Source organism: Chryseolinea lacunae, assembly GCF_016735595.1.
Lineage (GTDB): Bacteria > Bacteroidota > Bacteroidia > Cytophagales > Cyclobacteriaceae > Chryseolinea > Chryseolinea lacunae.
On record NZ_JAERRB010000002.1, the window covers coordinates 186,690 to 207,690 of the forward strand.

Annotated in this window: 20 protein-coding genes; 6 read left to right on the forward strand and 14 right to left on the reverse strand. The window is 51.3% G+C overall.

The features are described 5' to 3' along the window. Positions 1-109: 109 nt before the first annotated feature. The 5 genes from rnhA to aroQ all read right to left on the reverse strand — a co-directional run bounded on the left by rnhA (position 110) and on the right by aroQ (position 4,512). Entirely contained in the window at positions 110-574 is a 465-nt protein-coding gene (gene rnhA / locus JI741_RS06575) for a ribonuclease HI (protein ID WP_202008253.1), read from the reverse strand. Next, a complete protein-coding gene (locus tag JI741_RS06580) occupies positions 571-1,143 on the reverse strand; it encodes a MarC family protein (protein WP_202008254.1) in 573 nt (190 codons plus the stop codon). Before JI741_RS06580 ends, rnhA begins: the two co-directional genes overlap by 4 nt. A gap of 81 nt (positions 1,144-1,224) precedes the next feature. Further along, a complete protein-coding gene (locus tag JI741_RS06585; RefSeq protein WP_202008255.1) occupies positions 1,225-2,619 on the reverse strand; it encodes a hypothetical protein in 1,395 nt (464 codons plus the stop codon). 296 nt (positions 2,620-2,915) lie between these two features. Next, complete coding sequence (locus JI741_RS06590; protein WP_202008256.1) at positions 2,916-3,968, reverse strand: aminotransferase class V-fold PLP-dependent enzyme; 1,053 nt, start codon at positions 3,966-3,968, stop codon at positions 2,916-2,918. Between the two features lie 121 nt (positions 3,969-4,089). Beyond that, complete coding sequence (aroQ, locus tag JI741_RS06595) at positions 4,090-4,512, reverse strand: type II 3-dehydroquinate dehydratase (protein WP_202008257.1); 423 nt, start codon at positions 4,510-4,512, stop codon at positions 4,090-4,092. Between the two features lie 119 nt (positions 4,513-4,631). Here aroQ and xerD point away from each other — a divergent pair, with 119 nt between their 5' ends. From xerD to JI741_RS06610, 3 genes are read left to right on the forward strand one after another with little or no spacing between them, the layout of a single operon-like run. After that, positions 4,632-5,540, forward strand: a complete 909-nt coding sequence (gene xerD / locus JI741_RS06600) for a site-specific tyrosine recombinase XerD (RefSeq protein ID WP_202008258.1) — start codon at positions 4,632-4,634, stop codon at positions 5,538-5,540. 36 nt (positions 5,541-5,576) lie between these two features. After that, a complete protein-coding gene (locus JI741_RS06605) occupies positions 5,577-6,131 on the forward strand; it encodes a DUF4136 domain-containing protein (protein WP_202008259.1) in 555 nt (184 codons plus the stop codon). A gap of 12 nt (positions 6,132-6,143) precedes the next feature. Continuing rightward, on the forward strand, positions 6,144-7,181 hold the full coding sequence (locus JI741_RS06610) for a quinone-dependent dihydroorotate dehydrogenase (RefSeq protein WP_202008260.1): 1,038 nt from the start codon (positions 6,144-6,146) through the stop codon (positions 7,179-7,181). Between the two features lie 90 nt (positions 7,182-7,271). Here JI741_RS06610 and JI741_RS06615 read toward each other — a convergent pair whose 3' ends face one another. Then, positions 7,272-7,733 (reverse strand): lipocalin family protein, encoded by a 462-nt coding sequence (locus tag JI741_RS06615; protein WP_202008261.1) that lies wholly within the window; start codon positions 7,731-7,733, stop codon positions 7,272-7,274. Between the two features lie 295 nt (positions 7,734-8,028). Between JI741_RS06615 and JI741_RS06620 the strand changes: the two genes are divergently transcribed. Further along, positions 8,029-9,756, forward strand: a complete 1,728-nt coding sequence (locus JI741_RS06620) for a tetratricopeptide repeat protein (protein ID WP_202008262.1) — start codon at positions 8,029-8,031, stop codon at positions 9,754-9,756. Between the two features lie 35 nt (positions 9,757-9,791). Next, complete coding sequence (locus JI741_RS06625; protein ID WP_202008263.1) at positions 9,792-10,064, forward strand: hypothetical protein; 273 nt, start codon at positions 9,792-9,794, stop codon at positions 10,062-10,064. Between the two features lie 306 nt (positions 10,065-10,370). On the opposite strand, the gene JI741_RS06630 is transcribed toward JI741_RS06625, so the two are convergent. The 7 genes from JI741_RS06630 to JI741_RS06660 form a co-directional block, all read right to left on the reverse strand. Continuing rightward, positions 10,371-11,924: a helicase HerA-like domain-containing protein gene (locus tag JI741_RS06630; RefSeq protein ID WP_202008264.1), complete on the reverse strand. Its 1,554-nt coding sequence runs from the start codon at positions 11,922-11,924 to the stop codon at positions 10,371-10,373. A 106-nt stretch (positions 11,925-12,030) separates the two neighbouring features. After that, complete coding sequence (locus JI741_RS06635) at positions 12,031-12,960, reverse strand: DUF3078 domain-containing protein (RefSeq protein ID WP_202008265.1); 930 nt, start codon at positions 12,958-12,960, stop codon at positions 12,031-12,033. A 59-nt stretch (positions 12,961-13,019) separates the two neighbouring features. Next, the gene (locus tag JI741_RS06640; RefSeq protein ID WP_236675927.1) at positions 13,020-13,433 is read right to left on the reverse strand and encodes a response regulator; all 414 of its coding nucleotides are present in this window, start codon (positions 13,431-13,433) and stop codon (positions 13,020-13,022) included. 137 nt (positions 13,434-13,570) lie between these two features. Next, on the reverse strand, positions 13,571-15,421 hold the full coding sequence (locus JI741_RS06645; RefSeq protein ID WP_202008266.1) for a LysM peptidoglycan-binding domain-containing protein: 1,851 nt from the start codon (positions 15,419-15,421) through the stop codon (positions 13,571-13,573). Positions 15,422-15,434: 13 nt separating this feature from the next. Continuing rightward, positions 15,435-16,076 (reverse strand): O-methyltransferase, encoded by a 642-nt coding sequence (locus JI741_RS06650; RefSeq protein WP_202008267.1) that lies wholly within the window; start codon positions 16,074-16,076, stop codon positions 15,435-15,437. 12 nt (positions 16,077-16,088) lie between these two features. Beyond that, positions 16,089-17,327, reverse strand: coding sequence for a M16 family metallopeptidase (locus JI741_RS06655; RefSeq protein WP_202008268.1), 1,239 nt, complete (start codon positions 17,325-17,327; stop codon positions 16,089-16,091). Between the two features lie 373 nt (positions 17,328-17,700). Next, entirely contained in the window at positions 17,701-18,393 is a 693-nt protein-coding gene (locus tag JI741_RS06660; RefSeq protein WP_202008269.1) for a hypothetical protein, read from the reverse strand. A gap of 208 nt (positions 18,394-18,601) precedes the next feature. Between JI741_RS06660 and JI741_RS06665 the strand changes: the two genes are divergently transcribed. Continuing rightward, a complete protein-coding gene (locus JI741_RS06665; RefSeq protein ID WP_236675928.1) occupies positions 18,602-18,874 on the forward strand; it encodes a hypothetical protein in 273 nt (90 codons plus the stop codon). 484 nt (positions 18,875-19,358) lie between these two features. Here JI741_RS06665 and JI741_RS06670 read toward each other — a convergent pair whose 3' ends face one another. Continuing rightward, entirely contained in the window at positions 19,359-20,882 is a 1,524-nt protein-coding gene (locus JI741_RS06670) for a S8 family peptidase (RefSeq protein ID WP_202008270.1), read from the reverse strand. Positions 20,883-21,001 lie beyond the last annotated feature (119 nt).

Consider the following 21,001-nt stretch of genomic DNA (forward strand, 5'->3'; position numbering starts at 1 on the left):
TCATAAGCAACCCAAGCCTGCATTGCATAGGCCAGCGGAACATCACCAGTCCGAGAGCATATTGAGGTGAGGACCACGGTGGTGAGCGGCAATAAAAAATTATGCCACCCTACGCCTCGTTGTTCCGGTTGGCTTCATACCAACGGTCGGTCAGCAGCGCGTGGCCTTCGGCGGCTTGCACGGCCAGTTGGTCGCACCGCTCATTTTCGGGATGACCGGCGTGGCCTTTTATCCAGACAAACTTGGGTTTGAGTTTCAGGTGGAGGGGAATGTAGCGTTGCCACAAATCGGCGTTTGCTTTCTTGGCAAAATTCTTTTTCTGCCAACCCCAGATCCAACCCTTCTCCACCGAGTCGACCACATATTTGGAATCGGAATAGATGGTGATGGGCAGGCCTTCTTTCTTGATGGCTTCCAGTCCCACAATGACGGCCAGCAATTCCATGCGGTTGTTGGTGGTGAGGCGAAAGCCTTGCGACATTTCTTTGACCGCGCTCTGGAATTTCATGACCACACCATAGCCACCCGGTCCGGGATTACCTTGCGCGGCGCCGTCTGTGAAAATACGAATCATGAAGGGAACACATTTGATTTAAAGATCTTCACCGCAATGGCCAGCAAAATCACACCAAACACACGGCGCAACACGGCAAAGCCAGACTTGCCAATGACGCGCTCCAGCCACGAAGACGAGCGAAGCACGATATATACAAAAACAAGATTCAACAAGATACCGATCAATACGTTCCACTCCTGATATACTGCACGAAGGGATAGGATGGTCGTGAGTGTTCCGGCGCCGGCAATAAGGGGAAACGCCAGCGGCACCACAGAGGCTGAGCCCTTCGCGTCGGGATCGTCTTTGATGAGTGTGATGCCCAGGATCATTTCGAGTGCCACTATGAAAATGACGATGGCACCGGCCACAGCAAACGACTGCACATCGAGGCCAAACAGGTGAAGGATGGACTGACCCAGATACAGAAACGACACCATGAGAAATGCCGAAATGAGCGTAGCCTTTTCGGCGTGGATGCGCCCTTCACGTTTGCGGATGATGATGATGAAGGGGATGGATCCCAGGATATCGATCACGGAGAAGAGGATCAACGTCACCGAAAATATCTCTTTGAGGTCAAGCATAGCCAAAATTTGGGCAAAGCTAAACTAAAAATGCCGGACTTTCGCCCGGCATTTTCCTTCTAAACTCTTGTAAACTTACACTCAGAAGTTTATCTGATACTGCAACACGACCTGTCCTTTGGAGCCGCCCTTCACAATGTCGGCACCCCGGTTCTCGAAGTAGGGACGGTTCTGATAGTCGAGGCTGATCTTGCTGGTGTGACCTTTGATGAGCCAGTTCACGCCCACGTTCCACACGTTCATCTTGTCTTTCAAACGATCGTAGTTGCCGGCCTGAATAGATGCGTAGGGCATCAGCGTGCCGTTGCCTTCGCCAAACAAATCTTTCTGCAGCAGGTAGCCCACTTGTGCATACACCACCTTGCCGGTGCCAAACATGGGGAATGCGTTGCCCTGTGTTCCGGAGAGTCCACCAGGCGCCATGGCAATGCCGTCGGCGGGATTCATCACGCCGTTGTAGCGCAGATAGTTGGTGCCATAATCAAGATTGAAATAGCCCGCATAGGCAGAGAGTGCTGTTCCTTTTTCGGCATTCAAGGGTGCGTCATAATACAAGGCCACCGACCACAAGTTCATGTTGTGATACTGTTGTGTGGCGCCAAGATCGTTTGATGTCCACGTGGCATTTTTTTGCGTGATGAAACCGGCTTCGATGTTGAACACCCTTTTTTTGCCGAGGTAGGTTCCGGTCATGTAGGGTGTGGTGTTTGCTTCCTTGTCGAAGAAGTTATACATGAAGAAACCTTGATATTGTTTGTGATGTCCTTGCGTGGCAAAAGTTGCATTCGGTCCGATGACCGGCGGTGTGGCACCGTTGGTGGTGATGGGGAATGGATCGCTCATCACAATGCGGTAGTCAAATTTTCCCAGTTGACCGCGGGCATACACGCTCAGCTTGCGCGCGAACTCGTCGGTTTGATCGACGGTGGCCTGTGCAAACACGGGCACGTCCATAGTCATGATGGTGCCGATGCTGGGCTGGCTGAATCGCGACAGACCGTTGGTGATGGTGAGGCCGCCGCCGAGCTTCAGCTTGTCGTTGTCCTTCCACACTTTGTATTCACCCAACACATCGTGGAAAAACACCTGGAGTTTCCGGTTGCCGGCGTTGTTTGAGAGAAAGTTGAAGTTGTTCTGGCCAAACTGTGTATAGAAAAACACATGGTCGGTCAGTTGTCCATAGAATTGGATGCGCGTTCTGCGCAGGCCGATGTCGGTGGTGTTACTGGCCGGTTCTTTCAGCACAGTAGTGCCGGGGTTGCTATCGTTGTAGCGCAACCACACCTGGTTCAGGAAGGTCCACTTCAGGTAGTGTGTGCCGTCTTCATTCAGTTTCAACCGCAGTTCTTCGATGGCCGGTTTCTTTGCCGGTGCCGGGGGTGTTGTGGCTTGTGCAGCCGGATCGGTTTGCACCTGGGCATAGGAAGAAATAATTGGGGCCATCATCGCTACAAGGGCAAGTCTTACGTTTCGCATGTCTTCATTTTTGGTTGTAAAAACGGGGTGCTTTTTCGCGCCCTAAAATTCACGTTTTAGTTTGACAAAACAGCAGTGTTGTTACAATATGTTGCCGGGGAAACCGGTGGCTGATCAGGGTTTACCCCGATTGCAGAATGACCTGAGTAAAAAAAACTTACGCCTGTTGTGTTTCGTATTTGCCCGCAACCTTTTTGAAGTCGTGATTAACGCGAATCATAAAAGCATATTTCTCAGATGCTCCTTCTGGGAATGGCGATTTTGCAGTTGCCAACGGTGGCCATGCACGTCACGCCTCAAAAATCCTTCAGGATTTTCATCAGCGTTTTGATCTCTTTCTTTTTTAATGCCGGGAAGTTCGCAATGCGAAACGTAGTGGCTTTCCATTCGCCATAACCTTCGCCCAGCAGCAGTCCTTCCTTCTTGGCCAATGCCTTGATCTCTTGCAAGGTTGCCGCTTCGCCGGTCACAGGCACCACCGTGTGAGAGTGCGTGGTCTGATTCGTGATGAGGTGCGCGATCTTCTTGCGCTTGGCCAGGAACTTCACCCACTCGTTGTAACGCTCCACCACTTTTTCCTGCACCTCTTTGATGGGGCGGCTGTCTTCCAGCACACGCATCAGCAGATAAATGCCCAGCACATTGGGCGTGAACGGCGTTTGCCATTTGGCCATCATGGCCGTCATGAACGTGAGGCTGTTGTAGTGTTCTTTTTCGGCAATCACGGCGGCGCGGTCAATGGCATCGGGCGAGCAAATCATGAGGCCGAGGCCCGCGGGCAAGCCAAAACATTTTTGCACCGAAGCAAACCAGATGTCGGCCGCTTTGAAGTCGAGCGCGATGCCCGCCATAGACGATGTGGCGTCAACGGCTACAAGGTGTTCGGGATGATTTTTCTTGATGCGACGGATCACCGCGTTGGGCACCTGGGTGCCATTGGAGGTTTCGTTCTGGGTGATGCAGATAACACCCGGATCGTTAATGGTGATCTTGGCGGCGTCAAGCTTCTCTTCCATGCCAAAGGGCATAGCCGTGGCACCGGGATGAAGACGGTGTGTGTATTCGTGCCATTTCTGACCAAAGGCCCCGTTGTAAAAGTGAAAACTTTTGTCGGTGATGAGCGACTGCGCAATGATCTCCCAGCATTCGGTGGCCGACCCGGTGAAGAACACCGTGTAGGATTGGGGAATGTTCAGCTTCTCTTTCAACAATGTGATGGTTCGCTCCGACATGGTGACAAACACATCGCTGCGGTGGTTGATGCTCATGATGCCCAGCTTGTGGGCGTCTTTCACATAGGCCGGAATTTCGTCGTGTACGCGGGAGGGTCCTGGATAGAAGCTGATCATTGGGAAAAATAGTTATGCGTGCATGTCACAGCCTTAACGACGTTTCTCACCCTTTGGATGTGGGCGGCAGGAGAAAAAGTCACACGGCGTGCTGCTGATTTTTTAAAGACTGATTTTTACGTCACTTCGGCGCGATGAGGTAGTTCAGGGCCAGGGCATATCCTTCCATGCCAAAGCCGGTGAGCATGCCGGCGCATTTCGACGTGATGAGGCTCTTGTGACGGAATTCCTCGCGGGCATACACGTTCGAGATGTGTACTTCCACCACGGGCGTTTTAATGCCCCCGATGGCGTCGTGAATGGCCACCGACGTGTGCGTGTAGGCGCCCGCGTTGATCACAATGCCGTCAAAGCTAAACCCCACCTCGTGCAGTTTGTTCACGATCTCGCCCTCTACGTTCGACTGATAGTAGTGCAGCGTGTGCTCCGGGAACCTCGCCTTCAGGGTTTCAAAAAACGCTTCGAACGACTGGCTTCCGTAGATGGAGGTTTCACGCTTGCCCAGCAGGTTTAGGTTGGGACCGTTGATGATCTGGATATTCATGCAAAAAAGGGTTCAGGGCTGAATGCCGAACGGAAAGTTACGGGCTGCCGGGCAAATAAAAAATTTCAGGTTTGCGTTACCTTTGTGCTGCGCGTGCGCACGTTCGCCGGGCAGCCTTCATGAACTGGGACCTTCACATCAAACATTTCACGCACTACCTCAAGATCGAACGGTCGCTGTCGGCAAATTCCATCGAGGCCTATGTGCACGATGTGTCGTTGCTGAAACAATTTGTGGGCATGTCCTATCCGCAAACCACACCGCTCACACTCACCACCAAGCAGTGTCAGCATTTTTTGCAATATGTGAACGAGCTGGGCATGAGTGCCCACAGCCAGGCCCGCATCCTGTCGGGGTTGAAATCGTTCTATAAATATTTGTTGTTTGAATCGCTGGTAGAGAAAGATCCCACGGCCCTGCTGGAAGGACCCAAGCTGGGCCGGAAACTTCCCGACACCCTGAGCTATCCGGAAATTGAAAAACTATTGCTGGCCATCGATCAATCCAAACCCGAGGGCGCGCGCAACCGGGCCATGCTGGAAGTGCTCTACAGTTCGGGGTTGCGTGTGAGCGAGCTGGTAGACCTGAAGGTGAACAACGTGCACGCCGACATCGGCTTTCTGCGTGTGGTGGGCAAAGGAAACAAAGAACGCCTCGTGCCCATTGGCCGCGACGCGCTCAAATACATGATGCTCTATGTGAACGAGGTGCGGGGCAAGGCACCACACAAACCGGCGCAGAAAGGATTTGAGGGCTTTGTGTTCCTGAACCGGAATGGAAAAAAGCTCACCCGCGTCATGATCTTCACCATCATCAAAAACCTGGCGCTGGAAACGGGACTCAACAAAACCATCAGCCCACACACCTTTCGCCACTCGTTTGCCACACACCTCATCGAAGGCGGGGCCGACCTGCGCGCCGTGCAGGAAATGCTGGGCCACGAATCCATCACCACCACCGAGATTTATACGCACCTCGACCGCGACTATTTGCGCCAGGTGATCAAGGAATTTCACCCGCGTTCGTAGACGCATGGCCCCAAATTCTTTTGTACCTTCGCGCCCATGAAGAAGATCGGATTTTTGATGGTATGCAGCCTCGTCGTTATGACGGCTTCGCTGCGCGCACAAACCACGGTGGAAACCCACACCGGGAAGGGGGTTGACCTGACCGTCTACAAAACATTTACCGTGGCCAAAGGCGAATTCATGACGCCACCCGATGAACGCAACATCTCCGAAGAGTCGCTGTTCAAGACCATAAAAAAATCGATCATCGAAGAATTGGAAATGCGGGGCTACACCTACGTGGAAGACTCCACGGCGCAGCTGGTGGTGAGCTATGTGGCCGGTGGCTACAACTATACCGACGGTGGCGTGAACGGTCCGTTGGGCCAGACCCCGGCCAGCAACGGCACCCAGCTCGATCAGCCCCGGGCCTGGTCGCGCGAAACCCGCGAAGGCATGATGATGATCGACATCGACGACGCACACTCCAAAAAAGAACTCTGGAAGGCTTCTGCCAACCTCACGCTCGACGGCGCCGACCTGCACCGCGCACTGGATGCATCGGTGTATAAGGCGTTCAAAAAATTTCCCAAGCGCAAAAAGAAAAAGTAGTCATCACGCCGAATGTATAAAGCACTCATCCGCCCCCTGCTGTTCACCGTCGATCCGGAAAAAATCCATCACATCGTTTTTCGTGTTCTTCAATTCACGGGAAAAATCCCCGGCGCCAAAGCGTTGTTGCGTTTGTTCTACGCCTATGAGCATCCGTCGCTACAGCGCAAGCTGTTTGGCATCACCTTCAAGAACCCTGTAGGCCTCGCGGCAGGCTTCGACAAAGATGCGCGCCTCATCGATGAAATGGCCAGCCTTGGCTTTGGCAGCATCGAGATCGGCACGCTCACCCCGCTGGCACAACCCGGCAACGACAAACCCCGATTGTTTCGCCTTCCGCACGACGGCGCCCTCATCAACCGCATGGGCTTCAACAACGAAGGTGTGGAGACTGCGGTGAAACGCCTGAAGCAACGCTCGTCGTCGGTGGTGGTGGGCGGCAACATCGGCAAGAACAAAGTGACACCCAACGAGCAGGCCAACGACGACTATGCAAAAGCCTTTGAAGCGCTCTATGAATATGTAGACTACTTTGTCATTAACGTGAGCTCGCCCAACACACCGGGCCTGCGCGCGTTGCAAGAAAAAGAACCGTTGGGAAAACTGATGGCCTACATCAAACAGCTGAGCGACGCCAAGCCTCAACCCAAACCCGTGCTGCTAAAAATTGCACCGGACCTCACACCCGAACAACTGCACGACATCGTAGACATTCTGAAAGCCACACGCACCGACGGCATCATTGCCACCAACACCACCATTTCGCGCGATGGCCTCAACACCCCCAAGGCAACACTCGACCAAATCGGCAACGGTGGCCTTAGCGGCCGGCCGCTCACGAAACGGTCCACGGAAGTGATCCGCTATTTGCGCACGGCACTTGGTCCCACATTTCCCATCATCGCCGTGGGCGGCATCTTCACCGCCGAAGATGCCCTGGAGAAAATCGACGCCGGCGCCGACCTCATCCAACTCTACACAGGCTTTATCTACGAAGGCCCGGGGGTTGTGAAACGCATCAACAAGGGACTTGTGAAGCGCAGCGCTTAGATTTTTGCATTCGTAGATCGTAGCAACGCCACACATAAAAAAAGGGAATGATCACACGACCATTCCCTTACATACTTTTTTTGAAAATCGTTAGACCTTCTTCTCAAAATTGATCGTGGCCTTGATGGTGCCCGATACTTCGATTTGTGTATCGGGATCGGTGTAGTTGTCTTGCTTTTCGATGTAGATCACCAGTTTAGAATCGGTGAGTTCTTTAATGGTGTAGGTGCCCGACAGATCGATGAAGTCGGTGCTGAAGGTGAGCGACACCGTGAGTTTGTCGTTGTTCTGCGACCATGTGCCGGTAGAAGGAACGCCATCGTCGGTGATGGTGGCCGTGCCGTCTGCCTTGAACTCAACGATGGCATCGAAGTCGTCATCGGTCTGATCAAAAGGAACGGGAACGCCTTGCAGGGTGATGTTTGCTGAAGCGGATGTGCCTTGCCATTTTCCAACCACGGAAGGGAACGTCTTGTCTTCGTCTTTGCACGAAAACATCGTGCAGGTTATTAGCAAAACAAAAGAGAGGAGGGATGCGATGCGGGAGGTCATATGCAGTGTAGTTTTAATGTTGTAAAGATACTTCCCAAAGGTCGTGCCGGAAAGCCACACGATGACCAAAGGCCGGAGACGTCGACCAATGCACAAGGCGACAAGAGCAGCGTGCTGCAAAAAAGGGGTTGTGGTCGGGAATGCAGGGTTGGGATGGAGTGATGGAGAAAACGAACCCTGTCACCCAATCGACGACACGTCTGTTCCCCTGGGGCGTAACCACACAAACGCAACACCCGTATTCATTCAGCATTCAGAGTTTCAGTATATTCGCATTCCAGCCTAAACTTGCTTCATGAAAAAAAATAAGCCCCTCTTTTCACTGATCATCCTGGTGTTGTCCCTCGTGCTGTTCTGGTCGTGGCGCTCGTTAGAGAAACCCGTTGTGACCGGCTATGCCAAGCTTCCCAACACACCCGTGGCCTTGTGTGGTCCACTGTCGTGGAACCTGGCCGACACCTTACTAGCCACCCCCAAACTCATCAACGGCCTTGGAAATCTGCATTACCCCATCACTACCACTTCCATAGAAGCACAGAAATTTTTTGAACAGGGGCTGCGCCTTGTTTACGCCTTCAACCATTGGGAGGCCATTCAGTCGTTTCGCGAAGCAGCACGGCTCGATCCCGACTGTGCCATGGCCTACTGGGGATTGGCTTTGGCCTATGGACCCAACCTGAACGATGTGAATCCGAAAGACCGCGAACGCATCGCGCTCGAATCCATTCAGCAAGCCCAACGCAAGAAGGCGCGCGTGTCGCAAGTGGAGAAAGACATGATCGATGCGCTGGCCGCGCGCTACAACGGCAATGCCTACGAAGTGCGCGACTCACTCAATCAGGTCTATGCCGGCGCCATGGGCAAAATAGCCGAACGTTATCCCGACGATGCCGAAGTGCAAATCCTCTATGCCGACGCCGTGATGAACACCATGCCGTGGGACTACTGGCTGGAAGACGGCAAACCCAAACTGCAAACACAGGAGGCCAAACGTGTGCTTGAAAATGTGATCGCGAAATTTCCCAACCACCCGGGCGCACATCACCTGTATATTCATTTGGTGGAAGCCTCACCCGCGCCGGAGCAGGCCATGAAGAGCGCGAAGTTTTTGGAGTCGGCCATGCCCGCCGCAGGTCACATTGTGCACATGCCTTCACACATCTATGTGCGCACCGGCGACTACACCCGTTCCATTCTCGCCAACGTGAAAGCCGTGGAGGCTGACGAAAAATATTTGTCGCGCTCCGAAAACCAGGGCATGTATCGCCTCATGTATTATCCCCACAACATCGACTTCATTTGCTACAGCGCCTACTTCGAAGGCCGCAGCGCCTTTGCCATACAGGCCGCGATGAAGCTGGCCTACAAAGGAAACTTTGTGGCCACAACAGCACCGGGCTTCTCGCAATATATGCAGGTGGAGCCGATGATCGCCTTCACCCGCTTTGGCAAATGGAACGACATCCTCGCGTTGCCCGATCCCGGCAAGGAGTTATTATACCCCCAGGTGATGTGGCGCTTCTCACGCGGCATGGCCCTGCTACGCACGGGCTACACACCTGAAGCCAAATTCGAACTGTCGAAGCTCGATTCGCTGATGAAACTCGACACACTGAAAACGGTCTACATCTCTTTTAACCCCGCATCGATGGCCGCCGAGGTGGCGTCGGGATTGCTGCACGGTGAGATTGCCTTGCACGAAAAGAAGAATGCCGAAGCCATCATCTACCTGCAACAGGCCGTGAAGACGGAAGATGCCATGCGCTACAATGAACCACCCGATTGGAAAATACCCTCACGCCATTTCCTCGGCGCAGCCTTGCTCGAAACCGGCAAGTTTGCCGAAGCCGAACAAGTGTATCAGGACGACCTGAAACGCAACCGCGAAAACGGTTGGTCCCTCACCGGCCTGCAACGCGCCCAACACGAGCAAGGCAAAAAAGAAGAAGTGCTGAACACCGCGAGGCGATTCACAGCATCGTGGAAAAATGCCGATGTGGCGTTGACGACGTCGCGGTTTTAGGGAAGGTTTGATTTACAAAGGGATATCATTCTGCAATGGGAAAATATAAGGCAGGCCGGATCGAAAATGATGACGAACTGAAAGATGCATTGGCGCAGGCCTTAGGACTGCATTGCTTTTATATAGGTGGCCACGTGATACGCGATGAACGTGGTTGGAGACAAAATGAGAAAAGTATCGACTATGCCTGGCTTGCTATAGTTGACCGGTTTGGCTCTGGAGTTGGTGGTGTGTTTTCAATGAAGTTTATGAATAGTGATTTCAGGGAACACAAAAATCCAGAGCAGTTGGTGAGGGGAGTTTTTTAGACTCGATGCTGAAGATAAGATCACTGACTTTTTCTGTGAGCCCTATCTCGAAAATTTTCACGACCCGATTATTACAGAAATGCAGTGGGATTTATTTGAGGCCAATAGAGGTATTTGTATAGACGGTGTTAGCTATCGATTTCATCTTCATACCGTGAATATTGACACGCTTATTCGGGTGTCCAATCCGGGAAGTGCACCGTGGAAAAAGTGGGAGAAGGAAATATTTCAACGAGGCTACTACCTGTCGGCCATGTCTGGAAACCTCAGGCTCATAGAATATTTTTCGTTCACCGGGGCCGTCGTCTAGAATAGTCCACCCTTCCTTCTGGAGCTGCTTCGCCGTGTCGTAGTTCCAAACAAAACACCAAACACACCCCGCACCAACTCGCGACCAACCTGCTTGGCAACTGGCGAAGAGATTACTTCCTCAAATGTGGACTTCTCTTTCTTCGACGATGTGCGCGACTGCGCTTTCTGTTCCTTCGCTTCTTCAGCTTCTTCCTGCTGTTCTTTCATGCGACCTTCCAGCATCTCGAATGCGCTCTGCGGATCGACTGCGTCTTTGTATTTCTTATACATGTCTGACGATGACAGGTGCGATTTGTATTCACTCTCTCCCAGCGGACCCATGAACGATGCCGGTGGTGCGAGGTGCGTCACCACGGTGGCGGTGGGAATTCCTTTTTCGTTGAGCACGGTGATGAATGCCTGGCCGGTGCCCAATTGTGTGAACTGCTGTTCCATTTCATAGAACTCAGACTTCGGGAATGTCTTCACGGTTTCTTTCAAAGCTTTCACATCGTTGGGGGTGAATGCGCGGATCACGTGGTGCACCCGGTTTCCCAATTGTGCCAGCACGTTCGGCGGCACATCTTGTGTGAGCTGCGTGCAAAAGAAAATGCCAACACCCTTCGAACGGATGAGGCGGATAATCTGGTCGATCTGGTCCATGAAGGCTTTGGGCGCATCGCTGAACAGCAAGTGTGCTTCGTCGAGGAAGAAGATGAGTTTGGGTTTGTCGAGGTCGCCGGCTTCGGGCAGGCGTTGATAGAGCTCGGCCAGCAGCGACAGCATGAAGGTGGAGAAGATGGCGGGTTGGTTCTGGATGTCGGCCACATTCAAGAGGCTGATCACGCCACGGCCGTCTACTTTCTCGAACAGGTCCTCCACATCAAACGAGGTTTCGCCGAAGAGGCTGTCAACCCCTTGTTGTTCGAGGGCTACGATCTTGCGCAGGATGGTTGACGCGGTGGCGCCGGATATTTTTCCGTAGTCACTTTTAATTTCTGCGGCACCGGCGCCTTCGGTGAGATAGTTCAAAACTTTCTTCAGGTCGGCAAAGTCAACGACGGGAAGTTTTTTGTCGTCGGCATATTTGAAGAGGATGTTGAGCACACCGGTTTGGGTGTCGTTCAGTTCAAGGATCTTGCTCAGCAATGCGGGCCCGAACTCCGACACGGTAGCGCGCATTTGTGCGCCGAGTTTTCCGGTGAGCGAATACAGCTCCACGGGAAAACCGGAAGACGAATATTTTATGCCCAGGGCGTTGGCCCGTTCGGTTATCTTGTCGTTCACCGTGCCTTCTTTAGCCATGCCCGAGAGATCGCCTTTCATGTCGGGCATGAACACGCACACGCCGGCGGCCGAGAGTTGTTCGGCCATCAGTTGCAGCGTGCGGGTTTTGCCCGAGCCTGTGGCGCCGGTCACCAGTCCATGGCGGTTCATCATGCGCAGTGGCAGGCTCACTTTGGCGTCGGCAATGATCTCGTTGTTGAGCACACCTGCGCCCAGGTAGATGGAAGGAAGCGAGGTGGTGTAGGCCGCGTTGATGGTGGTGACGAACTTCTCGTTTGACATGGCGATAATTTTTTTATGCAAGTTAAAATTATAGCGATATAAAAACAGAAGGGCCCCGACATGCCGGGGCCCTTCTGTATGCTTTTTCGAATGACGGTGGTTGCCGCTATTTCGGTTCCACGTAGTTCTGGAACGAGTAGGTGAATCCGAGGTTGAACACCTGGCTGATCTGGGCACCCGAGTCCTGATCGTAGTCATAGACCATGATCCCTCCCAAGCCAACCTGGATGAACTTGTTCACCTTGGCGTTCAGCATCAGCTCCAGGCGATGGTCGATGGTTTTGAGTTCGAGGGTTTCATAGTTCGCAAACATGATGTAGCGCCATTGCAGGTTCACGTTTGTGGCGATGTCTTTGTTAAATTCGGCCATCAGCTGGAAGGCCAGCCATTCGAAGCGCGTTTCGTCGGGAGGGATAACACCATAGGGCGCGACAGGGTCTACCGAAGGAATGAAACGCTCGGAGTCGCGCACAATCGTGACACGCGGTGCGAAAGGAGAGATGCGCACTTTAAAGTATTCTACCGGGTGATATTCCAAACCCCAGGCCGAGGTGATATAGCCCGGTGCCAGGAAGTCGGAGATGGTGATGCGTTGTTCCACACCGTTGGCGTCGTTCTCATATTTATAGCCCACGGCAAATTGCGAGAGGAAATTGAGCGAGGTGAAGAGGCCCCAGTTTTTGCTGAGGGAATAGCCATATTTGGTGTCGATAAAAATGCGGTCAACAGTTTTGCGGAAACCTTGGCCGGAGTTGTTCACGAAGCCATAGAGCAGGTCCACTTCGTTGTCCCAGCTTGACTTGCCGTTGGCATAGTTTGCACGGTAGTTCAGGCGACTGTTAAGCCCCAGCGAGTTTATGCCCCCAGCCTTCCAGTTGGATGAGAACGCGGCCTGGTTCACGTTGATGTTGAAGATGAGTTTTTTCTTCCAGTGCGAAAGTGTGTCGGGTTTCACAACCTGCGCTTGCAGGCCCGTCGTGATAGAGAGCAGAAAAAAAGCAACAAAGACTACGGGGAGAGGATAGGTCTTTTTCATGACAATGGATTTTTGTAACACTTACCTAAAAGTACTGTCAAAAATCCAAACAACGAAACTCAGATATTGTTAAGCTTGATCTCGTCGAGCGCCACTTCAGTGAGCGGCTTGGTGATGAATTTGATCACGTGATTGTTGTTCACAATCTTGTCGATGTCGCGCTTGTTGTCGGAGCTCGACAGGATGATGACTTTGCACTTGTTCCGCACCACCTCGTTGAATTTTTCGAACTCATAGAGGAACACAAAACCATCCACAATGGGCATATTGATATCCAGAAAGATAAGGCTGGGTAAATTTTCTGCACTGGTCTGATTCTCGCGAAGGTAGTCCAACGCGGTCTTGCCAGATCCTTTCACTTCTACGCGCTTGGCGAACTTGGTAATCTCAATGATACGCTTACTGATAAAGTTATCAGTGTCATTATCATCGACAAGCATTACTAAGTCAATGGCTTTTGTATCGGTTTGCATCAATAATGAGTAAATCAGGCTACACTTTCAAATCCACGAATCACAAAAATATCCTTTTGTTAGAATATCCGGCACCAGAACCGCAAAATTCGTGAAGTCAGGTAATAAATTAACTAAAAACGTCAAAAAACCGCAATTCACTTATTCTTGATTTTCAGTCGCTCGCCAATGGAAAGGGTGAAATCCTTTTTGTTGTTCCACTCCATCAGTTCTTTGATCGTGACATTATACTTCCGGGCAATACTATACAGGGTGTCGGTTGACTTTACTTCATGCTCTGTTTCGGTCACTGCTTTGGTTGCTTCTACCGCGGGCTGCACCGTTGCAACGGGTTGAGGGTCAACCAGCTTCAGCACCTGGCCCGGGCGGATACCTTCTTGCAGGTTCAGCTTGTTCCAGGTCACCAGGTCCATCACGGCGAGGTTGTGGGCCTTGGCGATGGCATAGACCGTTTCGCCCTGTTTCACCACGTGTTCCGTTTTGTTTTCGGGAACGATCACTTGAATGGTTTGTTGCGCCGCCGTGTCAACGGGAGGCGCAGCGACGGTTTTGGGCTGTAAGGTTTGCGCTGAATCGGTACGTTCAACAGGCTTTATAGACGTATCGGCCACCGGCGTCGCCACCGGAGCTGCCACCACGATGGTGGGCTTTGCCGACACCGTTGGTTGTTCGCCGTCGCCGTTCGTGCCCCAGGCAAAGGTCTGGCTGTTGTCTACCTGCACCACCGCTCCTGCGGGCATGGCCTTGTCTGCATCGCGCGGTTTCATGGACGACAGCCACAGGGTGGTGCCGGGTTTCAGCTCGCTGTCGGATGAAAGACGGTTGTAGCGGCGTAGTTTCTTCATCGTCACACCATGTTGCTGACTCACGGCCCACAAGTCTTCGCCTGCCACCACTTTGTGATAGGCTTCGTTGCCACGGGCGCGTTTCTTGCCCAACAGGTAATATTGATCTGCCGTGAGGGTAGACGACACCGTGATGTCGTTCCAACGCGCCAGCTCACTGGCCGACACGCCACCGCGCGTGGCAAGCTGGCCCACACTTTCGCCGGCAATGGCCTTTAATGCTACGATGCCGTTGATTTTTATACGACTGGCCTTGCTGGCCACACTGGCTCCTGCCGGCACGGGCGCTGCTCCGGCCTGCGTGCCCGCCACCGTGGGCGATGCTTCAGGAAACGAGAACGGTTTGCCGTCGCCCTTCATGGGAATGAGCACCATATACTGGCGATCTTCGGGAATGGTGCCCTTCTTCACCCACTTGTTGTAGAGCATCAGCTCGGCCTGGTCAACCGACACTTCGCGCGCCAGGTCGTCGATGTTCTTTCTGGTCTTGTTGGCATAGAGCACCACTTTGGTTTGACCTTCACCTTTCACGGCTTCTTCGAACGCCACTTTATGGGCGAGGAATTTTTTCACATACCAATAGGTGCTGCTGTTGATCTCCATGGTGGAGGCACCGCTCTGTGTCTTGTCAACAGCTTTCATCACACCACCTGCGCCCATCTGGTAGGCTTGCAGGGCATAGATCCAGTTGTTGAAATAGAAATTGTTTTTCTTGATGTAGCGCGCTGCGGCCCGCGACGATGACACGATGTTGAGGCGCTCGTCTATCTCTTTGTCTACGCGTAGCCCCATTTCGAGGGCTGTATATTCTTTGAATTGCCAGAAGCCTACTGCGTTCGACACCGACACGGCATCGGCAATGAGGGCGCTTTCCTGGAGCACGAGGTATTTAAAATCCTGGGGCACGTTCTCCTCTTCAAACACTTTCTGAATGAGCGGGAAGTAGGTTTTGGCCCGCTCCACTTTGATGTTGTGATGCCTGGGCGACGCGGTGAGCGCATCCACGTCCTTCTGAATTTCGCGTCGGGCATCGTCACGAATGGTGAGCGACATGCCGGCGAATTCCATCTTGTGCGGGACCTGGGGCGTCTGCGCAGCAACCGTATACACGGTCGCAAAAAATAGCGCGAAGAATAGTTTCATGGTCTTATTCGTTCTACAAAGATACTTTTCTTATTGTCAAAATACCATCTCTTAACGGAAGAAGTACGTTCTCGACGCGTGGATCGTTGTGAATTTTTTCGTTGAACTCCACAATCGCCTTCGTGTCCTTGTCCGTTTTGCCCTGCAACACCTTGCCACTCCACAGCACATTGTCGGCCAGCAGGAAGCCACCCAACCTCACCTTGCCGATCACCAGATCATAGTAGGTTGCATAGTTCTCCTTGTCGGCGTCGATGAACACGAGGTCAAAGGTGTCGTCGAGCGTGGGAATGATTTTGCGCGCATCACCCAGGCGATAGTCGATCTGAGCACCCCAGGCCGATGCGTCGAAGTGGCCACGCACCTTGGTCTCCAGTTCTTCATTGATGTCGAGGGTGATGAGCTTGCCGCCAGCGGCCAGCCCCTCGGCCAGGCACAAGGCGGAATAGCCCGTGTAGGTTCCGATCTCAAGAATGCGCAGCGGGCGGATCATGTGACTCACCATCGAAAGAAAGCGTCCTTGCAGATGGCCCGACAACATGCGGGGCTTCATCACATGGGCGTGTGTGTCGCGGTTGATGCGCTGCAGCAACGCACTCTCCGGAGAGGTGTGCTGCTCGGAATAGTCCTGAATCTTTTCGTCTATAAAGTCCATGCGGCGTGTTTTTTACGACTGGCCGGGTTCCATGATCAGGTAGCTGAGCTGGTCGGGGTCGAAGGTCTCCTGCGAAACCGTCTGCAAAGTTAACGCGTCCACGGCGTCAATCTTGTCGAACACCTCCTGTAAAGGCGGCACTCTGTCGAGATCAATGACCGCTCGTCCCATCATGATCATGAGGCCGAGGTTATTTTCTTCCGACATGGCCAGTTGTCCTTTGATCTGCTCTTTGGCCGAAGCCAGCTCGCGAGCCGTGAGCTTCTTTGTGCACAGCTTGTCCATTTCGCGATGCACCAGCTGCATGCACTTCTTGGCCTGCTTGGGCTCGGTGCCGAAATAGATGGCGAACATGCCCGTGTCGGCATAGGCCAGGTATTGTGCGTCGATGCTATAGACGAGGCCGTGTTTTTCGCGCACCGACAAATTCAGGCGCGAGTTCATGCCCGGTCCACCCAGAATGTTGGTGAGCAGATAGAGCGGAATGCGATTGGGATGCAGCAGCGGATAGGCCGTGCGGCCCAAAGCACAACGCGTTTGCTTCACGCCACGCTGCAGGTGATGCTCGCCCTTTTTATACTTCGTGAACTTCTTGCGTGTGGCCGTAGCCTTTTGCGCAGCCCGGGGTTCGAGATAACGTTTCACCAGCCGTTCCACTTCTTCGAGTGTGATGTTGCCAATGCAGCTGAACACGATGCGACGGTTGTCGGCATGCTCGGCAAAGAACGACACAAAGTCCTTCTTGCGGAAGTTGCGCACCGTGTCTTCGTTGCCCAGAATGTTCATGCCCATGGGATGATTCTTGTAGATGAGCGCTTCCAGCTCGTCTTGCAACGAGTCGTCGGGACTGTCGAAATACATGGCCATCTCTTCGAGAATGACACCGCGCTCTTTCTCCAGCTCCTTTTCGGGGAACACCGATTGAAAGGTGATGTCGGTGAGCACATCGACGGCGCGCTCGAAATATTCCTTGCGCACGGAGGCATAGAACACAATCTTCTCTTTGTCGGTGAAGGCGTTGAGTTCGCCGCCCACAGAGTCGAGGCTTTCAATGATGTCGAGCGAGGTGCGCTTGCGAGTGCCCTTGAAGGCCATGTGCTCCCAGAAGTGGGCAATGCCCTGGTTTTCGACAGTTTCGTCGCGGCTGCCGATGCCCAGAAAAATGCCGCAATGAACAATGGAAGTGGTAGGTATATATTGATGAACAACGCGCATGCCGTTGGCCAACCTGAATATGGTGCAGTTTCTCATGTGGGTGCAAAGGTAATTATTAGTCGTGAGTCGGGTAGTGGTCGGCGTTGTGCGGCATGCCTTGATGCCTTAGGTGTTCATAATGAGGCAGTTATGATTTAGGTTTTGAAATGGGACGAGCGGTCAACGGATTTCGGAGGAATTAGTAACCTCAGGTTCAGCCTATACCAGACGTACGCACGCACTGCTGATAAGCCTGAAGTAAGCAAGCTTTCAACCAGAGATAATCCAGATCTTAATAATAGTGGGTTATCAGTGGATTATCACTGGGTCATATGTGGGTTATCTCTGGGTTATCTATGCCGAACGTGCCCAGACGGGATGTCCTGGAGAAATCACCAGGGAGCTATTTTAGCTAGTCGGGAAAGACCTGTTATGAAAGCCATTGGTCTGCGAGGGTTTCGACATAGTCGACAAATGTTGTGATGCCGGTCATTTTGTAAAACGTATATTCTGGTTGCCCTTCTAGAACTTCCACATTTCTGAAACTATGGTCGGGCGCGAAAAGGAGAACTTGTTTTGTGTTTAAGTCGTAAAGAGTTTCGTTTCCGTTTGCCTCACACACAAAACAGATCAGGTCATCGGTTTGAATTTTTTCGATTCCCTCAAATCCGCAGGACTGACTATATAAAATGGCCCAGTCGTTCAAGCCCCTTGAGCACTGCGATTTTGTGAACAGGAAATTCTGATTGTCGGTCAACATTTCCGCAGCGGTGGGAATTTGATCGTAGGTCGCGACTATTCCACCAATATTATCCAGCAAGAGTTGATGCTCACTTAGAATTTCAATGGGCGAGTCGTTGGTTTCGAACTCGCATAACCAGCCCCGTTTCAGATTCGCTGCGTTTGTCCAGGTGAAAAGTTTATAGGAGATGGTGCGTTTTTTTCTGGTCAGTGTCACATCTAGAACGCTTGCCTGCGAAATTAACGTGTGGAGAGATGGAAACGTCGCGATGAAAAGGTCGGAGCATTTCAGGCTTGATTCATTCAGCTCCAAAGTGTCGGTTGGTTTTACATACCAGATAGCCTCCGCCCTAAAAACTTCGAAATTGGTCTGGTCTATCATCGAACCGAATACTTTTTTATGGCCTTAAATATATATCTAACAATGATATCAAAAACCCACCGCCCTTTGGGGTATAGCCTCATTTTCACGCTTCCCATCCGCGAACACTTCTGACCGATGTCGGGCAAACGCTTGCCCTGGGCTGGGGTTTTTAAGTATTTTAAAGCATCAATCAAATGGCATAACTATTGTAAAAACCTCTACGGCTATGGATACGCAAAACGCTATGGAAACTCAAAAAGTAAGAACCTGCTTCACGATCACCTTCACCGATGATCAGTATAACCGTGCAAAAGGCTACGTGGAAGATATGAAGCGCCACCCCAACCGCATTTTCTGGCAAGGCAAAAAAGGCAAGACCGACGACGAGCTCATCATCGAACAAATTGCCCACCGCATCCTTTCCGGATTCTACAACAACGAACCCTTCGCCGCCGCCAAGCACATTATGCGCATGGACAGCTCGGTGAACGTGCAGTAATAGAATTGCTTTCAAAAGCGAATAGACCTTTCGCGAAGTGTCGGGTGATGCTTTGGGAAAGGTTTTTTTATGAACAGGGCGATTCCCTACTCAAGACTGCTTTATATAGCTTTTGTTGAGCCGGATTCGGCTTACTTGGGGAATCATCGAAATGCGTTTTATCTGCGCGGGTGTAACAGAATCCAGTATCAAGTATTTAATTGAATCTAACGTTCTTACCTTTTTGATGCCCATCTGTGCAAGCTCTTTCTTAAAGGTTCGAACGCTCTTTTTAAAATCCATTTTGGGTGTACCACTTCTTCTATTTTTATGATAGAAGGGGCGACCAAGAACCACCGACTTTGCAACTTTCACAACGGGCGATACATCCCTTAGCTGAACAATAACGGACCTAGTGTCATCAGTCCCTGATTTCAGAAAGTCAATTAGGGTGTTCTCATGAATCTTGGAAATCATATGCAAAGTTAATTAAAAGCCGATGCTTTTACCAGTACCCCAACTCCTGCGCATCTCCTAACGCTCTTAAGATATCAATTCGACCAAATCCATATCGTTGATTCTGTCCACATTCACCCAGTTGTTTAACGGCACTTATCAATAAGTATTGAAGTACATCTACTTTTTGGAGTCCCGTTATGCCTTTCATTTGGCCATTTTTGCTCAACAACAATGCCATAGCGCCAGCTACGTGTGGTGTTGCCATTGACGTGCCACTGAGGGTTGCATACTTGTTTCTGGGCACACATGAGTATATGTCAACACCGGGAGCAGAAATGTCAGGCTTCTGATAAACCAATGGAAGGTCCTTCTTTCGAATAAATTTTGAGTCGGATATTATTTGTGTTCTGCCTCCGCTAAAACCTGCAATGCCATCGTTTACATCCGTTGCTCCGATCGAGAATGCAAAAAAATCATTACCAGGTGCGCCCGTAATTTGATGGCCTTCGTTGCCTATTGCAACGACCACAGGAATGCCAACGCTATTGGCGTTCAAAATCGCCTCGGTGTAGGTATCAAATACATCGGCTTCGAAATCGGTGCCACCCAGCGACATGCTGATAACATCCGCTTTGTTGGCAATTGCCCATTCAATGCCGGCCAATATTTGCGCATCGGTGCCGTATCCATTTTTTAATACAATGCCAGCCATGATAGATGCCTTAGGAGCCACTCCAATCCATCTACCGCTTTGATTTCCGCCGACGATAATGCCCGCACAATGTGTGCCGTGTACGTCATCATCATAAGCATTCTTTACCCCTTCCGTTACGGTATATCCCAAATCATCGAACTCCGCAAAATGGCTTATTTTTCCCTTCAAATCTTGATGGTTAGGATCGACCCCGGTATCGAGGACAGCTATTTTCACGCCCTCGCCATACGCTCCAAAACTTCCCCACGCAGACAGCGCCCCACACTTATTAATACCCCATGTGTATCCTTTATGTTCCATTACAACACTTGGAATTTTTGAAGCCTTATATACTGGCGGCCCCTTAAATTTTCTATTTAAAAACACTCCGGATATTTCATTATTCTCTCTGGACAAGGTGAATAATTCATCTTTTGACAACTCCATCAATACACTCCTTGAAGAATGGAAAATAGGTGGAGTTGAGATTGCCTTGTTGCGTTTTGACAATCTTTCAATGGACTTCGCGGTATATGCCGAGTTTAGAAATGATGGTTTGCTGATCTTTAAAGATTGATAGGTCATTCCTTGTAGCGGTAAGGAGGCAATTAGCGTTTTTGCAGAAAGTAAATTTGTCTCCCTCAATTCGGCGCTAAGTTTCTTATCGCTCATTGACTTTCGGATAAGGATTTTTCTACTGGGCGGAAGTAAACTGCGTGGATTTACGGCTGCCTTTCTTTTTTCCGCTGACTCAGATGCGGCTTGTATGTATCGATTAATTTCTGGTCTGCTGTTTTTCACCGTCACGATTAACTGAAGATTGCCTCCAGAGGCTTCGTCAAGAATTTTTTCAACTTGTCTCTTAAGAGCGTTCATGCGTAGAATATTTTAAATAAAAATGCCCATCAATCTCACCGTGTGGTGTTAAAAGATGGGCTGGATCTAATTTAGTATATAGATATGAAAGTAGTGCAAGCAATCCAGCACAATTTTGC

Coding starts and splice junctions, on each gene's coding strand:
- rnhA (WP_202008253.1), bottom strand. CDS start 574: ATGATTCGTATTTTCACAGACGGCGCCGCGCAAGGTAATCCCGGACCG.
- JI741_RS06580 (WP_202008254.1), bottom strand. CDS start 1,143: ATGCTTGACCTCAAAGAGATATTTTCGGTGACGTTGATCCTCTTCTCC.
- JI741_RS06585 (WP_202008255.1), bottom strand. CDS start 2,619: ATGCGAAACGTAAGACTTGCCCTTGTAGCGATGATGGCCCCAATTATT.
- JI741_RS06590 (WP_202008256.1), bottom strand. CDS start 3,968: ATGATCAGCTTCTATCCAGGACCCTCCCGCGTACACGACGAAATTCCG.
- aroQ (WP_202008257.1), bottom strand. CDS start 4,512: ATGAATATCCAGATCATCAACGGTCCCAACCTAAACCTGCTGGGCAAG.
- xerD (WP_202008258.1), top strand. CDS start 4,632: ATGAACTGGGACCTTCACATCAAACATTTCACGCACTACCTCAAGATC.
- JI741_RS06605 (WP_202008259.1), top strand. CDS start 5,577: ATGAAGAAGATCGGATTTTTGATGGTATGCAGCCTCGTCGTTATGACG.
- JI741_RS06610 (WP_202008260.1), top strand. CDS start 6,144: ATGTATAAAGCACTCATCCGCCCCCTGCTGTTCACCGTCGATCCGGAA.
- JI741_RS06615 (WP_202008261.1), bottom strand. CDS start 7,733: ATGACCTCCCGCATCGCATCCCTCCTCTCTTTTGTTTTGCTAATAACC.
- JI741_RS06620 (WP_202008262.1), top strand. CDS start 8,029: ATGAAAAAAAATAAGCCCCTCTTTTCACTGATCATCCTGGTGTTGTCC.
- JI741_RS06625 (WP_202008263.1), top strand. CDS start 9,792: ATGGGAAAATATAAGGCAGGCCGGATCGAAAATGATGACGAACTGAAA.
- JI741_RS06630 (WP_202008264.1), bottom strand. CDS start 11,924: ATGTCAAACGAGAAGTTCGTCACCACCATCAACGCGGCCTACACCACC.
- JI741_RS06635 (WP_202008265.1), bottom strand. CDS start 12,960: ATGAAAAAGACCTATCCTCTCCCCGTAGTCTTTGTTGCTTTTTTTCTG.
- JI741_RS06640 (WP_236675927.1), bottom strand. CDS start 13,433: ATGCAAACCGATACAAAAGCCATTGACTTAGTAATGCTTGTCGATGAT.
- JI741_RS06645 (WP_202008266.1), bottom strand. CDS start 15,421: ATGAAACTATTCTTCGCGCTATTTTTTGCGACCGTGTATACGGTTGCT.
- JI741_RS06650 (WP_202008267.1), bottom strand. CDS start 16,076: ATGGACTTTATAGACGAAAAGATTCAGGACTATTCCGAGCAGCACACC.
- JI741_RS06655 (WP_202008268.1), bottom strand. CDS start 17,327: ATGAGAAACTGCACCATATTCAGGTTGGCCAACGGCATGCGCGTTGTT.
- JI741_RS06660 (WP_202008269.1), bottom strand. CDS start 18,393: ATGATAGACCAGACCAATTTCGAAGTTTTTAGGGCGGAGGCTATCTGG.
- JI741_RS06665 (WP_236675928.1), top strand. CDS start 18,602: ATGGATACGCAAAACGCTATGGAAACTCAAAAAGTAAGAACCTGCTTC.
- JI741_RS06670 (WP_202008270.1), bottom strand. CDS start 20,882: ATGAACGCTCTTAAGAGACAAGTTGAAAAAATTCTTGACGAAGCCTCT.